Source organism: Altererythrobacter sp. B11 (assembly GCF_003569745.1).
Taxonomy (GTDB): domain Bacteria; phylum Pseudomonadota; class Alphaproteobacteria; order Sphingomonadales; family Sphingomonadaceae; genus Croceibacterium_C.
Window position 1 is genome coordinate 2,682,153 of sequence record NZ_AP018498.1, and the last position, 17,848, is coordinate 2,700,000.

Here is a 17,848-nt window from a genome sequence, read left to right on the forward strand (position 1 = left end):
GGGCGGGCTGCAGCGCAGCCTGCCCTGTCGCGGCGGCTAGAAGCTCGCGCGGATGCCGCCCTTGAACATGCGGCCCACGGGGTTGAACAACACATTGTTCCCGCTGCCGTTCGCGCCAGGAAAGCGCGGCGGATCCACGTTGAAGAGATTGTCGATCCCGGCGAACACTTCCACTTCCTTCGCCCCGCCGAACGGCAGCTTGGCCGAGCCGAGAATGTCCACATAGAAGCGCGAGGGCAGCGTGTTGGTGTTCACGCTGTTGGGCGACTGCAGCGAGTAGCCGGGATCGCCGGGTTCGAGGAAGGTGGGGAAGAAGAAGCCCTTGTTGATCCAGCGGAAATGGCTGGTGAAGGCGTAGTTTTCGAGGAACTCCAGCCGAGCGGTGGCATCCACCGTCCAGTCCGGAATGCCCGGGGGCGTGCCGCCGCGGAGCCCGGTCTGCCCCGCGCGATCCGTCGCACCGACGGAGTCCACGGTGATGAGATCGTCCACATAGCTGGCCAGGACATTGAGGCTGAGCGTGGTCGTGCCGCCGAGCGGCTGCACATAGTCGAGCTGGAAATCGATGCCGCGCGCGATCAGCTGGTTCACGTTCTGCACCGTATCGACGATGCTCACCACTTCATTGTCCGCGTTGCGCTGAATGAGCGAACAGCTCAGCGCATCGCCGTCTACGCAGCGGTTCACGATGTTCTGCTGGCCCAGTGTGCTGATCGCATCGTCGATCTTGATGTCGTAATAATCTGCGGAGGCGCGGAAGCGGCCGAAGAACCCGCCGGTCGGCTGCAGCACCACACCCACGGTCCAGGTATCGGCGCTTTCCGGCTGCAGGCTGGGGTTCGATCCGCTGACCACCTCCACGATCACCTGCCGCCCGCCATTGCCGGTGTCGGTGAGGATGCCCGTGCGGGTCGTCACCGGGCCGAAAAGTTCGGCCACATTGGGCGCGCGGATGTCTCGCGAGCGCGAGACGCGGAAGCGGACCGCGTCGATCGGCGCCCACACGGCGCCCAGCTTCCACGTCGTCACATCCACGCTGCTGCTGTCGAACATCGCGCTGGAGCGGCTGTAGTGCGTCTGGCGGATGGCACCGTCTACGCCAAATTCGCGGGCGAAGGGCTGGTCCGCCAGCAGCGGCACGTTGATCTCGCCATAGAACTCGGTGACGTCGATCTTGCCCGATACCAGCGCGCCATTGCCGTTGATAAAGGCATTCGCCTGCGACAGGGGATCGGTGTCGCCCGTCACCTTGTCGCTACGGAACTCGCCGCCCACGGCCACTCCGACGGAGCCGGCCGGCAGGGTGAAGAGATTGCCGGTGAGGTTGGCCGCGACCACGTTCTGCGTGGTGACATTGGTCTGGAAGCCGTCCGCCGTCACATAGGCTTTGGCCCCGGCGAAATCCGGCCCCTGGCCATAGCCGAAGGGGTTGAGCGGCACGCAGGCCGGATCGTCATTCGTCGGATCGCTATCGGCATTCACGCGGCACACCGGCGTGCCGTTCACCGAAGTGGCGTCCAGCGCGCGGCCCACATTCGCGGTGATGACCTTGTTGGTGAAGTCCGACCTGAACTTGTTGTGCCCATAGGAGTAATAGGCATCCAGCTGCCAGTTGCCGTCCAGCTGATAGGTGGCGGCGCCCACCACGCGGATGACGTCGTTCTTCACCTCGACGATGCCGGGGCCGATGTCGTCGAAGCCCTTGCCCAGCGTGAAGCTGGTCAGGCCGCTGTTGGCCAGGATCGTGGGAATATCCAGCGTCGGATCGCTGGACCGGGGCAGGAAGGGATTGTCATCGCGGATCACGATGGAGGTGCTGCGATGGCCCGGGCTGCGGTGGCGGCCTTCGCCATGGCCATAGGTGAGCCCGAGTTCGAGCGTGAGAGCCTCGGTGGCATCCCAGGTCAGATAGCCCATCGTGCTCCACCGCTCCGTGGGGGAGACGATCGGGAAATCGAAATAGATGTTCTTCCCCAGCGGCGTGTCGCGCTCTCCGCCCGCCTGCCAGATCGAATTCACCAGATAGCCGAACTGATAGCGGCGCGGCGTCCCGTCATTGTTGAAGGTGATGCCGTCGATCGGCCGCAGCGCGGGGACGTCGCGCCCCACATAGGCGCTGCTGGGCGGCGTGGTGACGCCGTTGAAGGACGCACTCCAGGTATAGGCATCGGGCACGATGCTGGTGGCGGGGATGGTCGGCACCTGCCCCGGCGCCAGCGGATTGCGGCCCACGTTAATGAGCCCATTGCGGCACCAGTCGCGCTGCTCGCAGCCGGAGACCCCGTCGCTCTTCTCCCACTCGCCGCCGACGATCAGATGGAGGTTGGAGCCAAGCTCCCAGCCGCCGGCGAGGCCGAGTTGGCGGGTGAAATTGTCACCTTCCTCGGAGATACCCGCCTGGGCGTTCATCTTGTAGCCGGTGAGATCCTTGTTGATCAGCAGGTTGACGACGCCCGATACCGCGTCGGAGCCATAGACGGCGGAAGCGCCCCCCGTCACCACTTCGGCCCGCGACAGCAGGATTGAGGGGATCATGTTGGTGTCCACCGTGGCCTGCGTGGTGGAGGGCACGAAGCGCTTGCCGTCCACCAGAGTGAGCGTGCGCACCGCGCCGAGGCCGCGCAGGTCGAGGATGCGGCCGCCGATATAGCCGGCTTCGGCGCCGAGGCCGGCGGTGGCTGGGGTCTGCGTGGCGCGGAACACCGGCAGTTCGTTCAGGGCGTCGCCCAGATTGCTCGCCCCGCGCTCCTCCAGCCGCTCCGCACCCAGCATCGTCACCGGCGTGGGGCGGTCGAAGGCGGACTGGATGCGCGAACCGGTGACGATGATCGGGGCGGGTGCTTGCTCGGGCGGCTGGGCCGCGTCGGCCGCAGCCTCCTGAGCGCTGGCCGCGCCCGATCCGATCGCGAGCCCCGCGATCGCGAGAGCATGGGCGGACACGCGAGCGTTTCTGATGATCCTCATCATGGCTTGTTCTCTCCCTCTGGATCGCTCGTTTCGGCTGATCTCGATTGGGGGATTAGGCGGATCGCGCTATGGCGGGAATATTGCTTACTGAGACTTCACCATTCTCGAAACGAGAACGATGGACAACTTACTGAATGTTCGGACCTTTTTGGCGGCAGCACGGCTGGGCAGCTTTGCCGCGGCGGCGCGCTCCTTCGCCATCTCGCCCTCGGTCGTGTCGAAGCGGATCGCCCAGCTGGAGCATGAATTCCGAGTGCCGCTGTTCCATCGTTCCACGCGCGACCTGCGGCTGACGGAGGACGGGGCGCGCCTGCTGCCGCGCTGCATGAAGCTGGTGGCGGAATATGACGAGCTGCGGAATGTCGGCGATCTGGACGAGATCTCGGGCCTCCTGCGCGTTGATGCGCCCGGCTCCGTCACTGCGATGATCCTCGGGCCGATCTTCTGCGATTTCCTGGTCCGCAATCCGGCCGTGGACCTCGACCTGCGGCTGACCGACCGGCTGGACAACCCGCTCGTCCGCAATTGCGATCTGACCATCGGCACGCGCCCTTCGGTGCATGGGGAAGTGCGCGATTACCCGCTGATGCCCTACCCCTGCGCCGCCTATGCCAGCCCCGCCTATGTGCAGCGCGAAGGGCGCCCCGCCCATCCGCGCGAGCTGGCGCGCCATGCCTGCCTGGTCTCGCTGCTCCACGGCAAGACCTGGCACTTCTACGGCGGCGACGAATGCGATTTCGCGCTTACCGTGAAGCCGCGGCTGGCGGTGAACGACACCATCGTGCTGCGCGAAGCGGTGCGGCGCGGCCTCGGTATTGCGGTGCTGCCAACGTTTCTGGTCGAGGAGGACGTGGCGAGCGGCCGGCTGGAGGCGGTGCTCCCCGGTTTCCGCCCTCCGCCGATGTGGATCAAGGCGCAGGTCTCGACCGAGAAGGCCGCCAAGCCGAGCGTGATCGCGCTGCTCGACTTCCTGCGCAGCGAACTCGCCAGCGAGAGCTGACCCGCCGGGCATTTCCTACTGCCGGCGCAGGGGCTCAGATGTCCGGATGGAAAGGCAGCATCACAGTTCTGCAAGAGGGCCAGCCCAACCTTGTGTCTGCGAACGGTTTTTCTTCGCATGAACCCTGTTCCAGCGTGTTCCAGCCGGCAGACTGACACTCCGCAAGCCGTAGCGGCGGCGCGGCGGGAAGCCGCTTCGCCGGCTATACGAGGCCGTGAGCCGCACTTGCGCCGCCCTCACCGGCCAGCGCCTGCACCGTGCGCAGGGCCTGGCCGAGCATAGACCGGTCGGCAATGGCGCCGAGGCAGAGGCGGATTCCCGCTGGTGCTGCCCCCGCCTCCACGATCGGCGCTTCGGGCGGGGTCAGAGCGATGCCCGCCCGCAAGGCCCGGGCACTCAGTCGCTCCGCCGCGAGCATCGACATGGGCATCCACACATGGGGGCTCTGCCCCGCCCCCGGTGTCGCCACTGCGGAACCGAGGATCGCAGCTGCCAGCTCCGTCCGCTCGCGGCATTCGGTCAGGATCTCATCCGCGATGCGCTCGGCAGTGCCATCCTCTTCCCATTGGGCGAACAGCAGGCCCTCCAGCGAAGGGGGGCTGTATCCCATGGCCCTCACCCCCAGCAGCAGACCCTCCCTCACGCGCTCGCCGCCGTCGGGGGGGAGCAGGAAGCCGAGGCGCAGACCGGGCGCAACCGACTTGGAAACCCCGGCGACCAGCAGCGTCCGCTCTGGCGCGAGATCGGCCAGGCTCGGCGGGGCATCCGCGTCGGCAAAGACGCGATAGGCATCGTCCTCCACGATCATCAGATCATGCGCGCGCGCGACCGCCACGATCTCCTCCCGCCGCGCGGCATCCAGCGTGATCGTGGTGGGATTCTGCAAGGTTGGGAGCACCACCAGCACGCGGCCCCCCGTATCGCGTGCGCAGCGGGCGAGCGCTTCCGGATCGATCCCGCGTGCATCCATCGCAACGCCGCGCAGGCGATAGCCCCCATGTTCGGCCAGCGTCCTGATTCCGGGATAGGTCGCCGCTTCGCACAGAACGGTGTCACCGGCGCGCGCCAAAGCCGCGATGGCCAGAGCAAGGCCGTGCTGCCCGCCGTTGCACTGGATGATCCTGTCCGGGCTGGCGCGCATCACGCCATGGCGCCGCGACAGCCAGTTCGCGCCCGCCGCCCGCACGCTAGCCAGCCCCTCGGGCGGCGCATACGTCGCGGCCGCATCGAGATCGGCGCGCAGGCGCAGCTTCCGCAGCCCCTCCCCCAGCCAGCGCCGGGCCGGTTCGAGCGGCGGCAGATTATGCGCCATATCGAGCGGGTCGGCCGGATCCGGTGCCGCCTGCGACCGCACGCGATCGGCCACGAAGGACCCGCGCCCGACATGGCTGGAAACAAGCCCCCGCCGTTCCGCCTCCACATAGGCCCGCCCGACGGTTCCGACGCTCAGCGAGAGGCGGTGCGCCAGTTCCCGCTGCGGGGGGAGGCGATCGCCCGGCGCAAGGTGGCCCTCACGAACATCTCTCTCCAGCGCGAGCAGCAGCCGCTCATAGGCGGGGCCGCTCCCCTGCGAGATGTCGGGCATCCAGGTCCACATGTATCGCTCCGTGCAGATTGAACCGATACAATACTCCGTTTGACTCATAGTGCAATGATGATCATTCGGACGTGCAGGAGACACCGCCATGGACACCAGCCTGCTCGCCCCGCTTGCGCTATATAGCTTCGTCTGCACTGCCACGCCCGGTCCCAACAACCTCATGCTGGCCTCCTCCGGGCTCGTGTTCGGCTTCCGCCGGACGATTCCCCATATCCTGGGCATCAATGCGGGCTGCGCCGCGATGCTCGCGCTCAGCGGCTTCGGCCTTGGCGCCCTGTTCGAAGCCTGGCCGGCCTTTCGCTGGGGCGTCAGGATCTTCGGCGCCGCCTATCTCGGCTGGCTGGCGGTCAAGCTGTGGCGATCCGAAGGCGTCGAACGGCGCGAGGGTGCGCATCCGTTCACCTTCTGGCAGGCCGCGGCCTTCCAGTTCGTCAACCCCAAGGCCTGGGCGATCACCATGCCGGCCGTTGCGAGCTTCACCGTCCCAGATCGGCCGCTGGGGCTTCAGCTTGGCATCGTGGTTGCCGCCTTCACGATCGTCGGCCTGCCCTCTATCGCCACGTGGGCCGCGATGGGGGCCGGCGCGCGCGGGCTGTTGGACAACCGACGGGCGATGATCGCCTTCGTGCGCGTAATGGCGGTACTCACCGGCATCACCGCGCTGCTCTTTCTGGTGTGAGGGAGAATGCCATGAACCGCACGGAGATGGAGCGGTTTGCACAGGAATGGATTGCCAATTGGAATGCGCGCGACCTCGATCGGATTCTCGCGCATTTCACCGAGGAGGCGCGCTTCATCAGCCCCCTTGCGGGCGAACTAACCGGCTCGCCGGTTGTCCAGGGGAAGACTGCGCTGCGCGCGTACTGGACGCGCGCTCTTGAGCAGACCGATCATCTGCGCTTCACGCTGGTTGCCGTGACCTGCGACGTGGAACGGCAGGTGCTCGGCGTGCACTATCTTGCGGAGCGCAACCACAATGTCCGGCGGGCGCTGGAGACGATGCGCTTCGTCGAGGATCTTCAAGTGGAAGGGGAATCCTTCTACGGCGCTGCAGTTACTGCCGATGACGAGTGAATTCACCACGATCAGCCGCCCCTCCCTCACAGCCGGCCATGCAGCAGGCCCGCGCGGGTGTGCGGGCGCGGAGCAGGCCGCGCGTCTGCTGCCTGCGGGCGAACTGGCGGATCCTGCCGATCCCGAATGGCGCGCCCTCGCCCGAACATGGGAGGATCTCGCTCCGGACGACTATATGGCTGATGGCGGCCGGTATCGTCGTCGGCGCTATGCCGCCTTCCGCCTTACTGGCGAGGATTGCGTGCGCCTGCCGCACCGTCCCCATTTTCAGGAGCGGAGCCACAATTCCCTGAATGGCGGGGTGGAACGCTGGTTCGCCCCCATGGACGAGCATCTCGCAAACGCGCCCCTCTTTCGCGCACTGGTGGCGCGCACGGCCGCACTGATCGCGCCCAGCGACGGTTCCGCCGTTCAGGACTGGCTGATCGAAGCCCATCAATTCCGCATCGAAGCCACAAGCGATGAGCCCGGCCTTCCCACCCCGGAAGGCATGCACCGCGACGGGCGGGATGCCGTGCTGATCCTTTACATGGGGGGCCAGGGCTTCACCGGCGGAGTCACTCGGGTGGAGGATGCGGCCGGCGCGCTGCTTCTCACGCACCGCCTGCAGCATCCGGGGGAGGCTCTGCTGCTTGACGACCTGCTTGCCCGCCATGGAACCTCGCCAGTCGAGGCGACCACCGGGCGCGGATGGCGTGATACGCTGGTGCTCACTTTCGCGGCGCTTCCGGGGGGCCCGGTCGGATCGCGGGATGGCGAATAGCGATCGCTTCTTCGTCGTGACCGGCGGCCCGGGCTCGGGCAAGAGCACGCTGCTGGGCGTACTTGCCGACCAAGGTGTCCCGCATATGGCGGAATCCGGCCGGGCCGTGATCCGGGACCAGATAGCAGCCGAGGGGCAGGCGCTGCCCTGGTGTGACCCTGAAGCCTTCGCCACTGAGATGCTGCGCTGCGATCTTCGGTCCTACAGCGAAGCTGTCGCGTACGAAGGCCCGGTGTTGTTTGATCGCGCTATTCCCGACATCATCGGCTATCGGCGGTTATGCAGCCTCCATATCCCTGAAGATGTGCTGCGCGCCGCGCGTGAGCACCGCTATAATCGCCATGTGTTCATCGCCCCGCCGTGGCGGGATATCTATGCAAGGGATGCAGAGCGCCTCCAAGACGGTCTATTCCGCAGTCAGCATTCCTCCATCGCCTCGCTCAAACGGAAACCTGCCATTTATCGCGCGCAGTTTCGAAGACGCCCTGATCGTACGAAAACTCGATCGTGTTCCCGTCCGGGTCCTTCAGGAAGCAGATGTAGCCGACATCTTCCTTGGGGAACTGCATCGGGCCGAGCGCCAGGCATCCGTCTTCCTTGCCCAATGCCGCCACGGCATCGACCGCTTCACGCGTCGGCAGTTCGATGCCGATATGCGCGAACGGCCCAAGCGGAGGATGGGGTTGCGGAGCGAAAGGATCCTTGCCTTCGAAGAACTGGCCGATAACCAGCACAAATGCGCGTTCCTTCTCGTCCGGATCGGCAAGCCAGGCATTCTTGCCATCATCATCCTCGCGCCGCCGCAGCGTGCGCATATGGGTGAACTTTTCGTACCATGCGACCGTGGCATCCACGTCTTTCACAGCGAGCGCAATATGGGTCCACATCGCACGCTTGGGGCCAACGGAATGGACAACCTGGGTCACCGGCAAATCTCCTGACTGGATGAATTGTGCAAGCAAACTAGCATTCCGCCAGAAATCTCACTTGGCTGCAAATGCCCCAATTCTGAACTCCAGGCGCACAAGGCGCCGTTCGGCTCTTCGCCTGGTGCTCAGGCAACCGGCCAGGGCGTGCGCACAGGCAACCCAGTGAGGTGGTTCCGCCTTCTTGGACAGGTCGGCGACGAAGTTAAGCTAATCCCCGATGTGATTATGCCGCCAGTCTGGTCGTCAGATCATGGGGGGCATGCCCCCCATGATCTGGTTCGCTGATCCGCCCGTAGGCCTCTGCCGGGGTCCGCCCGGCGAGACCCGAGTGCGGTCGCTGCGTGTTGTAATAGGTGATCCATCGCCGGAGGCCAGTGCGCAGCTCCGAGCCGGTCTCGAAGGCGTGGAGATAGACGCATTCATACTTCAGAGATCGCCACAGCCGCTCGATGAACACATTATCCATCCAACGGCCTCGACCGTCCATGCTGATCTTGACCTCTGCGTTGCGCAGCACGCTGGTGAAGGCGAAGCTGGTGAACTGGCTACCCTGATCCGTATTGAAGATCTCCGGCTTACCGAAGCGCGCCAGCGCATCTTCCAGTGCGGCGACGCAGAAGCCGGCGTCCATCGTATTCGACAGCCGCCAGGCCAGCACCTTGCGGGTCGCCCAGTCCATCACCGCGACCAGATACAAGAAGCCCCGGCGCATCGGGATATACGTCACATCGGCGCACCACACCTGGTTGGGGCGCTCGATCACCAGTTTGCGCAGAAGATACGGATAGATCCGGTGCTGCGGGTTCGGATCGCTGGTCCGAGGGCGCTGGTAAATCGGCGACAAGCCCATCTTCGCCATCAGCCGCCGCACACGTCGTCGGCCGACATCGTGGCCCTCGCGGCGCAGGTGCCGGACCATCTGGCGGCTACCATACCATGGCATGTCGAGGAACGCCGCGTCGATCATCCGCATCAGTGCCAGCGTCTCGTCGGTCTCCGGCACCGGCGCATAATAATAGGAAGACCGGCTGATCGACAGCAGCCGGCATTGCGCCGCAATCGACAGCCGGTGGTGAGCAGGTTCGATCATCGAACGCCTCCGTGCCACGCTCATCGACCGGAGGCTTTGGCTAAAAAATCCCGCTCCACGACCAACTGGCCGATCTTGGCGTGCAGCTTCTCCACCTCGGCCTCGCTGGCTGCCTTGGCTGCATCGCCGGCTCCGGAGAACGTGCTCCCCATTCCCTCGACAGCCTGGCGCTTCCAGGCCGCGATCATCGTATGGTGGATGCCATGCTTCGCTGCCAGCTCGGCCAGGGTCAGGTCACCCCGGAGCGCCTCCAGCGCCACCTTCGCCTTGAAATCTGCGCTGTACCGCTTCCTCGTCTTCTTCATTTCCCGTCCATTCCTCAGGTCGGGATTAGCTTAGCACCCTGTCCAGATTTCCGGGACCACCTCACATCAAACGATTTCGTGAACGCCTGAAGTAGGTTGCCGACAGCTCGGTGCTGATCATGTGCCGACAATCCCATGGCTGTGAGACAGCCGGTTGTTGGAGGTGCAAGCGATGGCTTGGGCGCGTGACACGAGCCATGTGATTGCCGAGCGAGGGCCGAAGACAGCCTTTGCCAGACCAACATTTCACTCGCACCTCGACCGGCGCGTCGGTGTCGTCGTGGCGTCAACGGTCGGCAATGCAGTTAGCCTGTCACCGGTTTTCCTATCTGTCTTCGGTGTTGCAATGGTTCCGATCGCCGAAGAATTCGGCTGGCCAAGGTCGCTGGTGGCCGGAGCGATGGCGCTCTCGATCCTGAAGTCGCTTGCGCTTGCACTTGGAACGGGATGGCTGCTCGACCGGTATGGCCCGAGGCGGGTGCTGATCACGGCGATGTGCCTGTACACGCTCGCGATCGGCTCTTTCGCTCTGACCCCGCCGGCGGTCGGACCTTTCTATGTGCTTTTTGGTGCCGTGTGCGTCTTCGCCGCTCCGCTTACGAGTACCACATATGCCAAGGCCCTCGCCGGCTGGTTCGACCGCGGGAGAGGCACCGTCATGGGCATTGCGTCAGGCGTCGGAACGGGGGCGGGCTCGGTGATGTTTCCTATCCTCGCAGGACTGATGGTAACCTGGTTCGGCTGGCGAAGTGCGTTTCTCGCCTCGGCCGGAATTGTCGCTTTCGTAGCGCTGCCGATGATCTTGGCGTTTTTCAGAGATCCGCCTTCTGTTCATGGCGTGACCGAGGGCGATCATCGCGTGTTGGACAACAGCGACACCGATTTCACGCTCAGACAAGCCCTACGCACGCGCACCTTCTGGGCCTTGGTAGCGAGCATCGGGATGTGTGCTGGCTGCATGACGGCGATGTTCACGCAGGTCGTGCCGGTTCTGCAGAATTCGGGTTTTCCAATGGGTCAGGCCGTGACCGTCGTTTCCACCTTCGCGCTGGTCTGCACCTTCGCGCAGGCTCTGCTCGGACATCTGATGGATCGTGTCGCGCGTCCGGCGATATTGGTGCCTTTCTACCTGCTGGGTACGCTGGGCCTGTGGCTCACTCACAATTCGGAGACATTTGTGGCAATGCTTGCCGCCGGCACGCTGATGGGCATCAGTCTGGGTGCCGAATATAGCGCTCTGCCGCTGTTGCTTTCGCGCTATTTTGGGGTGCGCCATTTCGGAAAGATCGCTGCGATAGTCTACGCAGGCGTCGCCGTACTAATTGGCCTGATACCCGTAGGCATGAATGCGGCATACGATGCCACAGGGTCTTACACCGATGCACTTATCGCGATGGAAATAGTCATGCTATTTTCTACAGCGCTTATTCTCTTCATTCCTTCGTACCACCTCCCTCTCGCCAAGATCACCAACGAATAGCGGCGCAGGTTAGGTAGCACGTTGCTTTTCCTCGACATATTTCTCGTCATACTACCGGTTTTTCTCGTAATCGGGGCCGGTGCGGCGGCCGCATCCTTCGGCCCGTTCACGCAGGACTTCATCGAAGGGCTGATGGCGTTTGCCCAGTCCATCGCGATCCCCTGCCTGCTCTTCACTACGATGGCGAGGATCGATCTGTCGCAGAGTTTCGATACCGGGCTGATCGTGTCTTTCTATCTCGCGGCAGGGGTATGTTTCCTTCTCGGCATCTTTTCGTCGAGAGCTCTTTTCAACCATCAGCCGGACCGTTCGGTGGCGCTCGGATTCTCATCCATGTATACGAATGCTCTGCTGCTGGGCCTGCCCATCACGGCAGTGGCATTCGGCAGAGACGCTACTTCAAGCAATTTCGCCATCATCGCCTTCCAGGCACCGGTCTGCTACCTCATCGGTGTCAGCGCAATGGAAGCTGCCAATTCGGGCGGGCGAGGACTGCTGCGCACGGCAGCCACAACGGTATTCCGAATTCTGCGCCAGCCTCACATATTTTCGCTATTGGCGGGGCTGGGATTGAACCTGATTTCCGTCAACCTTCCCGACTATCTGGCAAGACCCCTCGATATGTTGGGCGATGCCGCGCTTCCGGTCGCGCTCTTTGCGCTAGGCGGAATACTAATTCGCTATCCGCTACGCGGTTCGTGGCGTGAGACGGGGATGGTGGTGATTATCGCGCTGGTGATCAATCCTGCCCTGACCTTGATATTCGCGCGCTGGTTCGGACTCACCCAGGCAGCACTCAACTCGGCGGTCCTGACCGCAGCGATGGCTCCGGGCATGAACACATACATGTTCGCCAACATCTACCGAACCGCACGCGATGTAACGGCAAATGCACTGCTCGTGGGCACCGCCATTTCCGCAATTACCACTCCGCTATGGATCATCATTCTGACCACCTGAAGCTGCGGTGGCTAAGTAGCCCGTGCGGTGGCCGGTTCCAGCCCCGGAAGATTGAGAAAGGCGGATACGGCCGCATCCTCTTCCTTCCGGTGCATCAAGACCATGCCCCAGCGGATTGGCGCACCGATCAGTTCGACCGCCGCCAGAGCCCCGTCGGCCTCAGTCGCGTTGCGGCGGGGAACGATAGCGACACCCAGACCGCGCCGAACCAGATCCAGCATGGTGTCGAGATCGCTCACCTCGAAGACTACGCGCCGCTCCGGGAGATCTTTCCAGTGGCTATCGATGATCGGCCTTGTTCCCCATCCGGGTTGGAAATCTACAAAATCCAGATGCGAAAGCGCTTCGACCCCGATGCGCTTATGCCGCGCCATTTCATGGCCGGCCGCACAGACCAGCACCATCGGTTCATCGCCGAGCACACGCATTTGAAGGCGCCGCGGGCAATCCATCATTGAGGTTATGGCAAGGTCCAGTTCGCCGGCCAGCAATTGCGCCGGCATATCCAGCTTATTGCCCTGGCGCAGCCGCACCTGGATTCCGGGATAGGCCATATGGAACGCAGCCAGGATCGCGGGCAGATCGAGGAAGGCAGGCAGTGTTTGCACCGTCCCCACGACCAGACTACCTGACTGCAAATCACGTACCGAAGCCACGGACCTCCTTGCATCCCGTGCAGCGCTGAGCGTCAGGATCGCCTTCTCGTAGAATGCCTCCCCGGACGGCGTGAGCCTCACCTGCCTGGTTGTGCGATGAAACAGGCGGACGCCCAGCTCCTCCTCTAACATTGCGATACTGGTAGACAGTGCCGACTGCACGATGCTGACCCGTTCGGCCGCTCTGGAGAAATGCATCTCCTGTGCCAGTGCGACGAAGTGCTGAAGGTGGCGCAGTTCCACGGATTTTCATCTCTCCAATAGATAAGTCCTATCTTATGATAGAACTGGATTGATGAATAGGTGCGGTGCAACATCGCTTGCATGAACATGACGTCGATAACCGCAAAGCAGCTTCCTGTTCGTCCGCTCGGCCGCACGGGTATGGACATCACCCGCGTAGGATTCGGCGCCTGGGCGATTGGCGGACCGGACTGGGCCGTGGGCTGGGGACCGCAGGACGACGAGGCCTCCATTGCGGCAATCTGCCACGCAGTTTCGCGAGGAATAAACTGGATCGACACCGCAGCGATCTACGGCCTTGGGCACTCGGAAGAAATCGTTGGGCGTGCTCTGACGCAGATCCCCGCAGGCGAGAAGCCCTTCGTCTTCACCAAATGCGGTCAGGTCTGGGATCCCGAGGATCGGAACAGCAAATTCCGGGTGGGCAAGGCTGCCAGCATCAAAGCCGAGTGCGAGGCATCGCTGCGGCGGCTCGGCGTGGAGCGGATCGATCTTTACCAGATGCACTGGCCTGCCGAGGACGGGACCGAAGTGGAAGAGTACTGGCAGGCAATGCTCGACCTTCAGGCCGAGGGCAAGGTCCGGGCCGTCGGGCTGTCGAACCACCAGGTGCCGCTGCTCGAAAGAGCCGAAGCGCTGGGACATGTCGATACGCTGCAACCTGGCCTGTCCGCAATTCATCGCGGCGCTGCCGAACGGGAACTGGGATGGTGCACGGACCATGGCACCGGCGTCATCGTCTATAGCCCGATGCAGTCGGGCCTGCTGACCGGCAAATTCAGCGCAGAGCGGGTCGCCAGCCTGCCCGACAGCGACTGGCGTTCCCGCCATCCCGACTTCACCATTCACCTTCAGCGTAATCTTCACGTCGTCGAGGCGATGCGGCCGGTGGCCGAGCGCCACGATACAAGCGTTGCCGCCGTCGCGATCTGTTGGGCCTTGGCATGGAAAGCGGTGACCGGAGCCATTGTCGGAGCGCGAGGCCCCGAGCAGGTCGATGGCTGGCTCGATGCGGCATGGCTTGAGCTGACCGAAACCGACCTGCGCGAAATTGGCGAAGCGATAATCTCCAGCGGGGCAGGCGAAGGTCCGGCTTTCCCCGTCTGAGCAACAAGGAACGCGGCATGAACGGTAGCACGATTTTCGACCCCATTCCCTCTCCCGTTGCGTGGCGTGGAGACGAAATTGCAGACCAAACGGAGTGGATATACCGGCTTTCGCCTGCCGAGTTGACCGAACTCGAAGAGGTTGGCAGTCGCTTTCTCGATGATAACCCTGATCTGCGCACGGTCCAGGCCGACGACTATCCTCTGCAGATCTGCTCGGCGGGACTCCGCGAATGGGGGAAGACAATGGACCGTGGTCGCGGCTTTTTGCTGGTCCGCGGCCTTCGGACGACACATTATTCCGATGCTCTGAGCGCCTCGATTTTCTTCCTGCTGGGGCTGCACCTGGGCCAGCCCATGCGGCAGAATGAAGTCGGTGACATGGTTCAACATGTGTTGGCGACATCGGACCGTAAATATAACGAGCCGGGCACCAGCAGCCTGAGGATTCGCGACGGCCTCAGCTACCATTCGGACAGCTCCGATGTTGTGGCGCTGATGTGCCTGCGCTCGGCCAAGTCCGGCGGAGCGAGTAGCCTCGTCAGCGCCGCAACGCTGTATAACGAGGTTCTGCGTCGACGACAGGATCTCACCCCGCTGCTCTTCGAGCCTTGGTACAATGACTGGCGCAAGCAGGATCCCGACGCTCCTGAGAATACCTATACATCTCCGATGATGAGCCGGGTGGACGGTGTTTTCTCGGCCTATATCGGGGCACCGATCATCCGCTCGGCCCAGCGCTATCCCGAGGTTCCGCGGCTGACCCGCGATCAGCTCGACCTGCTCGAGCTGCTCGACGAGATTTGCTTGGAACCGGGAATTGCTCTGCACATGGATTTCCAGCCGGGCGATATGCAGTGGCTTCTCAACTATGCGGCGCTTCACAGCCGCACCGAGTTCGAGGACCACCCCGAACCGCAAAGGCGCCGCCATTTGCTGCGTCTGTGGCTCAAACGTGAAGTTCAGCGCCCGCTGGTGCCCCACTTCGGACGCCACGTCGTACGCGACCGCGGACAGATGCGCGGTGAGGAAGTCCCAGCTGAGACGCAGAAGTTCCGCATAACGCAGGCAGCAATCCCCCGCCTCGATTGGGGCAACATCTGACACCGGTCAGCCGATGGCGTTGGAGTCTCAGCCGGTCGGTTCAATGAGCGCCAATGATGCGTGAAGCTGACCCCGGGGCGCCCCCCTGGAACGGCCGCTTTTTCACTCTGCGTTCCCCAAAGGAGACAAACCGGGACGTCCGCAATTGCGGTCAGATCGAGCCCACTGATCCGATGTCGCTTTCATGCGATCGTCGTTGAAGTTTAGATAGCCCCAATTAGGGCGCTTAGCTGGCGCGAACCTCGAAAGCACTACCGGCTGCTGGGGCTGTTGTCTGTCTGCTGTGTTTGCGGAGAGCGCCGACGTCCGTCGGCTACATCGAGGCGGAGAGCATGGCTCTCAGCCGCCGCAGCGTTCGCCGCTTGCTTGAAGCCGTGTCCAAGATCTTTAGGAAAGCCGTCGCCTCTCGCTTCTCAATCGCGTGCAGAATGGTCCTTCGCATCTTCCCACTTCAGTGCTGAAGCACAGCGACCCACTTCCTTACAGCCCCAGGCCAATGGCCTTGGGGGTGTTAGTGTTACACCGGTGGTTGCGGGGGTTGGATTTGAACCAACGACCTTCAGGTTATGAGCCTGACGAGCTACCGGACTGCTCCACCCCGCGTCACCGATGCTGGTATCAGGCTGGAGCGGAGGGGATGCCTCCGCAAGGCAGGACGGACGCGTGGTTATGTGCGTGGACCGTCTGCGCCTGAGGCCAGGAAGACAAGTGAATGGGTTTTTTTCCGCTGCACGCCGGCTGCAATGCCTGGCGACGTCCTACTCTTCCAACGCTTGAGCGTTAGTACCATCGGCGCTGCCTGGTTTCACGTCCGAGTTCGAGATGGGATCGGGTGGGTCACAGGCGCTATGGCCACCAAGCAATGGAGCCGGCGTGTTGCGGTTTGATCGATGCTGTTTTTGATGAGTGCTCTGGCTGGATGATCCTCCGGATCATCGTCAGGGCCGTGCATCCGTTGGGATGCAGGACTGACGTTGATGGTGGGATTCAACAAGCGCGAACAGAGTTATTAGGACCGGTTAGCTTCACGCATTACTGCGCTTCCACACCCGGCCTATCAACGTGATGGTCTATCACGACTCGATGATTGCTAATCTTGAGGGAGGCTTCCCGCTTAGATGCTTTCAGCGGTTATCCCGTCCATACATAGCTACCCTGCTGCACCGCTGGCGCGATGACAGGTACACCAGAGGTATGTTCACCCCGGTCCTCTCGTACTAGGGGCAACTCCTCTCAACAATCGACGCCCACGGCAGATAGGGACCAAACTGTCTCGCGACGTTCTGAACCCAGCTCACGTACCACTTTAATTGGCGAACAGCCAAACCCTTGGGACCTGCTCCAGCCCCAGGATGTGATGAGCCGACATCGAGGTGCCAAACGATTCCGTCGATATGAGCTCTTGGGAATCATCAGCCTGTTATCCCCGGCGTACCTTTTATCCGTTGAGCGATGGCCCTTCCACGAGGGACCACCGGATCACTATGACCGACTTTCGTCTCTGCTCGACCTGTCGGTCTCGCAGTCAGGCAGGCTTATGCCATTGCACTCTTGCAGCCGGTTTCCAACCGGCCTGAGCCTACCATCGCGCGCCTCCGTTACTCTTTAGGAGGCGACCGCCCCAGTCAAACTACCCGCCACAGAGGGTCCCTGTACCGGATAACGGTACGAGGTTAGACATCAGAAAACAGCAGGGTGGTATTTCACCTATGGCTCCACGACAGCTGGCGCCGTCGCTTCAAAGCCTCCCACCTATGCTACACAACTCTTTCCTAATGCCACTCTGAAGCTGCAGTAAAGGTGCACGGGGTCTTTCCGTCTAACCGCGGGTACTCCGCATCTTCACGGAGAATTCAATTTCGCTGAGCATATCCTGGAGACAGTGGGGAAGTCGTTACGCCATTCGTGCAGGTCGGAACTTACCCGACAAGGAATTTCGCTACCTTAGGACCGTTATAGTTACGGCCGCCGTTTACCGGGGCTTCAATTCGGAGCTTGCACTCCTCCTCTTAACCTTCCGGCACCGGGCAGGCGTCAGACCCTATACGTCGTCTTGAAGCCGACTTAGCAGAGTCCTGTGTTTTTGCTAAACAGTCGCTACCCCCTGGCCTGTGCCCCCTGAAAAGAGTTGCCTCAATTCAGGGCCTCCTTCTTCCGAAGGTACGGAGGCAATTTGCCGAGTTCCTTCAGGATACTTCTCTCAAGCGCCTTGGTATACTCTACCTGACCACCTGTGTCGGTTTCGGGTACGGTCTATACGGTGGGGCTATTTCCTGGAACCACTTGGCTGCCGAACCAATCCGATAAGGATCGACAACGTCCATGATCCGTCACACACCACCAGGCCCACGAATATTAACGTGGTTCCCATCGACTACCCCCTTCGGGCTCGTCTTAGGGGCCGGCTCACCCTGCGCCGATTAGCGTTGCGCAGGAACCCTTGGTCTTTCGGCGAAAGGGCATCTCACCCTTTTTGTCGCTACTCATGTCAGCATTCGCACTTCCGATACGTCCACGGTCGGTTACCCTCCCGCTTCACTCGCTTACGGAACGCTCCGCTACCGCTCAGTC

At 62.7% G+C, this 17,848-nt stretch carries 13 protein-coding genes, 1 tRNA gene, 2 rRNA genes and 1 pseudogene (1 of these 17 running past the window's edge); 9 read left to right on the forward strand and 8 right to left on the reverse strand.

From position 1 onward, the window contains the following. Positions 1-36: 36 nt before the first annotated feature. Positions 37-2,964 (reverse strand): TonB-dependent receptor domain-containing protein, encoded by a 2,928-nt coding sequence (locus tag AEB_RS12800; RefSeq protein WP_231958706.1) that lies wholly within the window; start codon positions 2,962-2,964, stop codon positions 37-39. 121 nt (positions 2,965-3,085) lie between these two features. On the opposite strand from AEB_RS12800, the gene AEB_RS12805 reads away from it, so the two are divergent. After that, positions 3,086-3,967: a LysR family transcriptional regulator gene (locus AEB_RS12805; RefSeq protein ID WP_119083508.1), complete on the forward strand. Its 882-nt coding sequence runs from the start codon at positions 3,086-3,088 to the stop codon at positions 3,965-3,967. 202 nt (positions 3,968-4,169) lie between these two features. Here the strand turns inward: AEB_RS12805 and AEB_RS12810 are convergent, their stop codons facing one another. After that, positions 4,170-5,564 carry an aminotransferase-like domain-containing protein gene (locus AEB_RS12810; RefSeq protein WP_119083509.1) on the reverse strand — a complete coding sequence of 465 codons (1,395 nt, stop codon included), beginning with the start codon at positions 5,562-5,564 and terminating at the stop codon, positions 4,170-4,172. 88 nt (positions 5,565-5,652) lie between these two features. Between AEB_RS12810 and AEB_RS12815 the strand changes: the two genes are divergently transcribed. The 4 genes and pseudogenes from AEB_RS12815 to AEB_RS12830 all read left to right on the forward strand — a co-directional run. After that, positions 5,653-6,246 (forward strand): LysE family translocator, encoded by a 594-nt coding sequence (locus AEB_RS12815; RefSeq protein ID WP_119083510.1) that lies wholly within the window; start codon positions 5,653-5,655, stop codon positions 6,244-6,246. A gap of 11 nt (positions 6,247-6,257) precedes the next feature. Next, positions 6,258-6,641, forward strand: coding sequence for a YybH family protein (locus tag AEB_RS12820; RefSeq protein WP_119083511.1), 384 nt, complete (start codon positions 6,258-6,260; stop codon positions 6,639-6,641). Then, positions 6,631-7,404 (forward strand): 2OG-Fe dioxygenase family protein, encoded by a 774-nt coding sequence (locus tag AEB_RS12825; RefSeq protein ID WP_172593094.1) that lies wholly within the window; start codon positions 6,631-6,633, stop codon positions 7,402-7,404. Before AEB_RS12820 ends, AEB_RS12825 begins: the two co-directional genes overlap by 11 nt. Further along, positions 7,394-7,795: pseudogene (locus AEB_RS12830) on the forward strand (AAA family ATPase); the annotation flags it as partial. The gene AEB_RS12825 and the pseudogene AEB_RS12830, both read left to right, overlap by 11 nt. 49 nt (positions 7,796-7,844) lie before the next feature. Here AEB_RS12830 and AEB_RS12835 read toward each other — a convergent pair. Together AEB_RS12835 and AEB_RS12840 are read right to left on the reverse strand one after the other, a co-directional pair. After that, entirely contained in the window at positions 7,845-8,330 is a 486-nt protein-coding gene (locus AEB_RS12835; RefSeq protein ID WP_197714431.1) for a VOC family protein, read from the reverse strand. 226 nt (positions 8,331-8,556) lie between these two features. Continuing rightward, positions 8,557-9,728, reverse strand: a protein-coding gene (locus tag AEB_RS12840; RefSeq protein WP_119081383.1) for an IS3 family transposase whose coding sequence is annotated in 2 segments (ribosomal slippage) — positions 8,557-9,464 and positions 9,464-9,728 — 1,173 coding nt in all. Because the reading frame shifts where the segments join, the coding sequence is not laid out codon by codon here. A gap of 172 nt (positions 9,729-9,900) precedes the next feature. Here AEB_RS12840 and AEB_RS12845 point away from each other — a divergent pair. Then, positions 9,901-11,208 (forward strand): MFS transporter, encoded by a 1,308-nt coding sequence (locus AEB_RS12845; protein WP_119083513.1) that lies wholly within the window; start codon positions 9,901-9,903, stop codon positions 11,206-11,208. A 21-nt stretch (positions 11,209-11,229) separates the two neighbouring features. Further along, positions 11,230-12,168, forward strand: a complete 939-nt coding sequence (locus AEB_RS12850) for an AEC family transporter (protein ID WP_119083514.1) — start codon at positions 11,230-11,232, stop codon at positions 12,166-12,168. An 11-nt stretch (positions 12,169-12,179) separates the two neighbouring features. On the opposite strand, the gene AEB_RS12855 is transcribed toward AEB_RS12850, so the two are convergent. Then, positions 12,180-13,067 (reverse strand): LysR family transcriptional regulator, encoded by an 888-nt coding sequence (locus tag AEB_RS12855; RefSeq protein WP_119083515.1) that lies wholly within the window; start codon positions 13,065-13,067, stop codon positions 12,180-12,182. Between the two features lie 87 nt (positions 13,068-13,154). Between AEB_RS12855 and AEB_RS12860 the strand changes: the two genes are divergently transcribed. Both AEB_RS12860 and AEB_RS12865 read left to right on the forward strand, forming a co-directional pair. Next, positions 13,155-14,174 (forward strand): aldo/keto reductase, encoded by a 1,020-nt coding sequence (locus AEB_RS12860; RefSeq protein ID WP_119084626.1) that lies wholly within the window; start codon positions 13,155-13,157, stop codon positions 14,172-14,174. Positions 14,175-14,191: 17 nt separating this feature from the next. Beyond that, positions 14,192-15,277, forward strand: coding sequence for a TauD/TfdA family dioxygenase (locus tag AEB_RS12865; protein WP_119083516.1), 1,086 nt, complete (start codon positions 14,192-14,194; stop codon positions 15,275-15,277). A 526-nt stretch (positions 15,278-15,803) separates the two neighbouring features. Here the strand turns inward: AEB_RS12865 and AEB_RS12870 are convergent. The 3 genes from AEB_RS12870 to AEB_RS12880 all read right to left on the reverse strand — a co-directional run. Continuing rightward, a tRNA-Met gene (locus AEB_RS12870) sits at positions 15,804-15,880 on the reverse strand. Positions 15,881-16,022: 142 nt separating this feature from the next. Beyond that, positions 16,023-16,137: ribosomal RNA gene (rrf, locus tag AEB_RS12875) — 5S ribosomal RNA — on the reverse strand. Positions 16,138-16,266: 129 nt separating this feature from the next. Next, a 23S ribosomal RNA gene (locus tag AEB_RS12880) occupies positions 16,267-17,848 on the reverse strand; it runs 1,222 nt beyond the window's last position.

What these genes read in the sequence shown, in the direction of transcription:
- AEB_RS12800 (WP_231958706.1), bottom strand. Translation starts at nt 2,964, where the DNA reads ATGAGGATCATCAGAAACGCTCGCGTGTCCGCCCATGCTCTCGCGATC.
- AEB_RS12805 (WP_119083508.1), top strand. Translation starts at nt 3,086, where the DNA reads ATGGACAACTTACTGAATGTTCGGACCTTTTTGGCGGCAGCACGGCTG.
- AEB_RS12810 (WP_119083509.1), bottom strand. Translation starts at nt 5,564, where the DNA reads ATGTGGACCTGGATGCCCGACATCTCGCAGGGGAGCGGCCCCGCCTAT.
- AEB_RS12815 (WP_119083510.1), top strand. Translation starts at nt 5,653, where the DNA reads ATGGACACCAGCCTGCTCGCCCCGCTTGCGCTATATAGCTTCGTCTGC.
- AEB_RS12820 (WP_119083511.1), top strand. Translation starts at nt 6,258, where the DNA reads ATGAACCGCACGGAGATGGAGCGGTTTGCACAGGAATGGATTGCCAAT.
- AEB_RS12825 (WP_172593094.1), top strand. Translation starts at nt 6,631, where the DNA reads ATGACGAGTGAATTCACCACGATCAGCCGCCCCTCCCTCACAGCCGGC.
- AEB_RS12845 (WP_119083513.1), top strand. Translation starts at nt 9,901, where the DNA reads ATGGCTTGGGCGCGTGACACGAGCCATGTGATTGCCGAGCGAGGGCCG.
- AEB_RS12860 (WP_119084626.1), top strand. Translation starts at nt 13,155, where the DNA reads ATGACGTCGATAACCGCAAAGCAGCTTCCTGTTCGTCCGCTCGGCCGC.
- AEB_RS12865 (WP_119083516.1), top strand. Translation starts at nt 14,192, where the DNA reads ATGAACGGTAGCACGATTTTCGACCCCATTCCCTCTCCCGTTGCGTGG.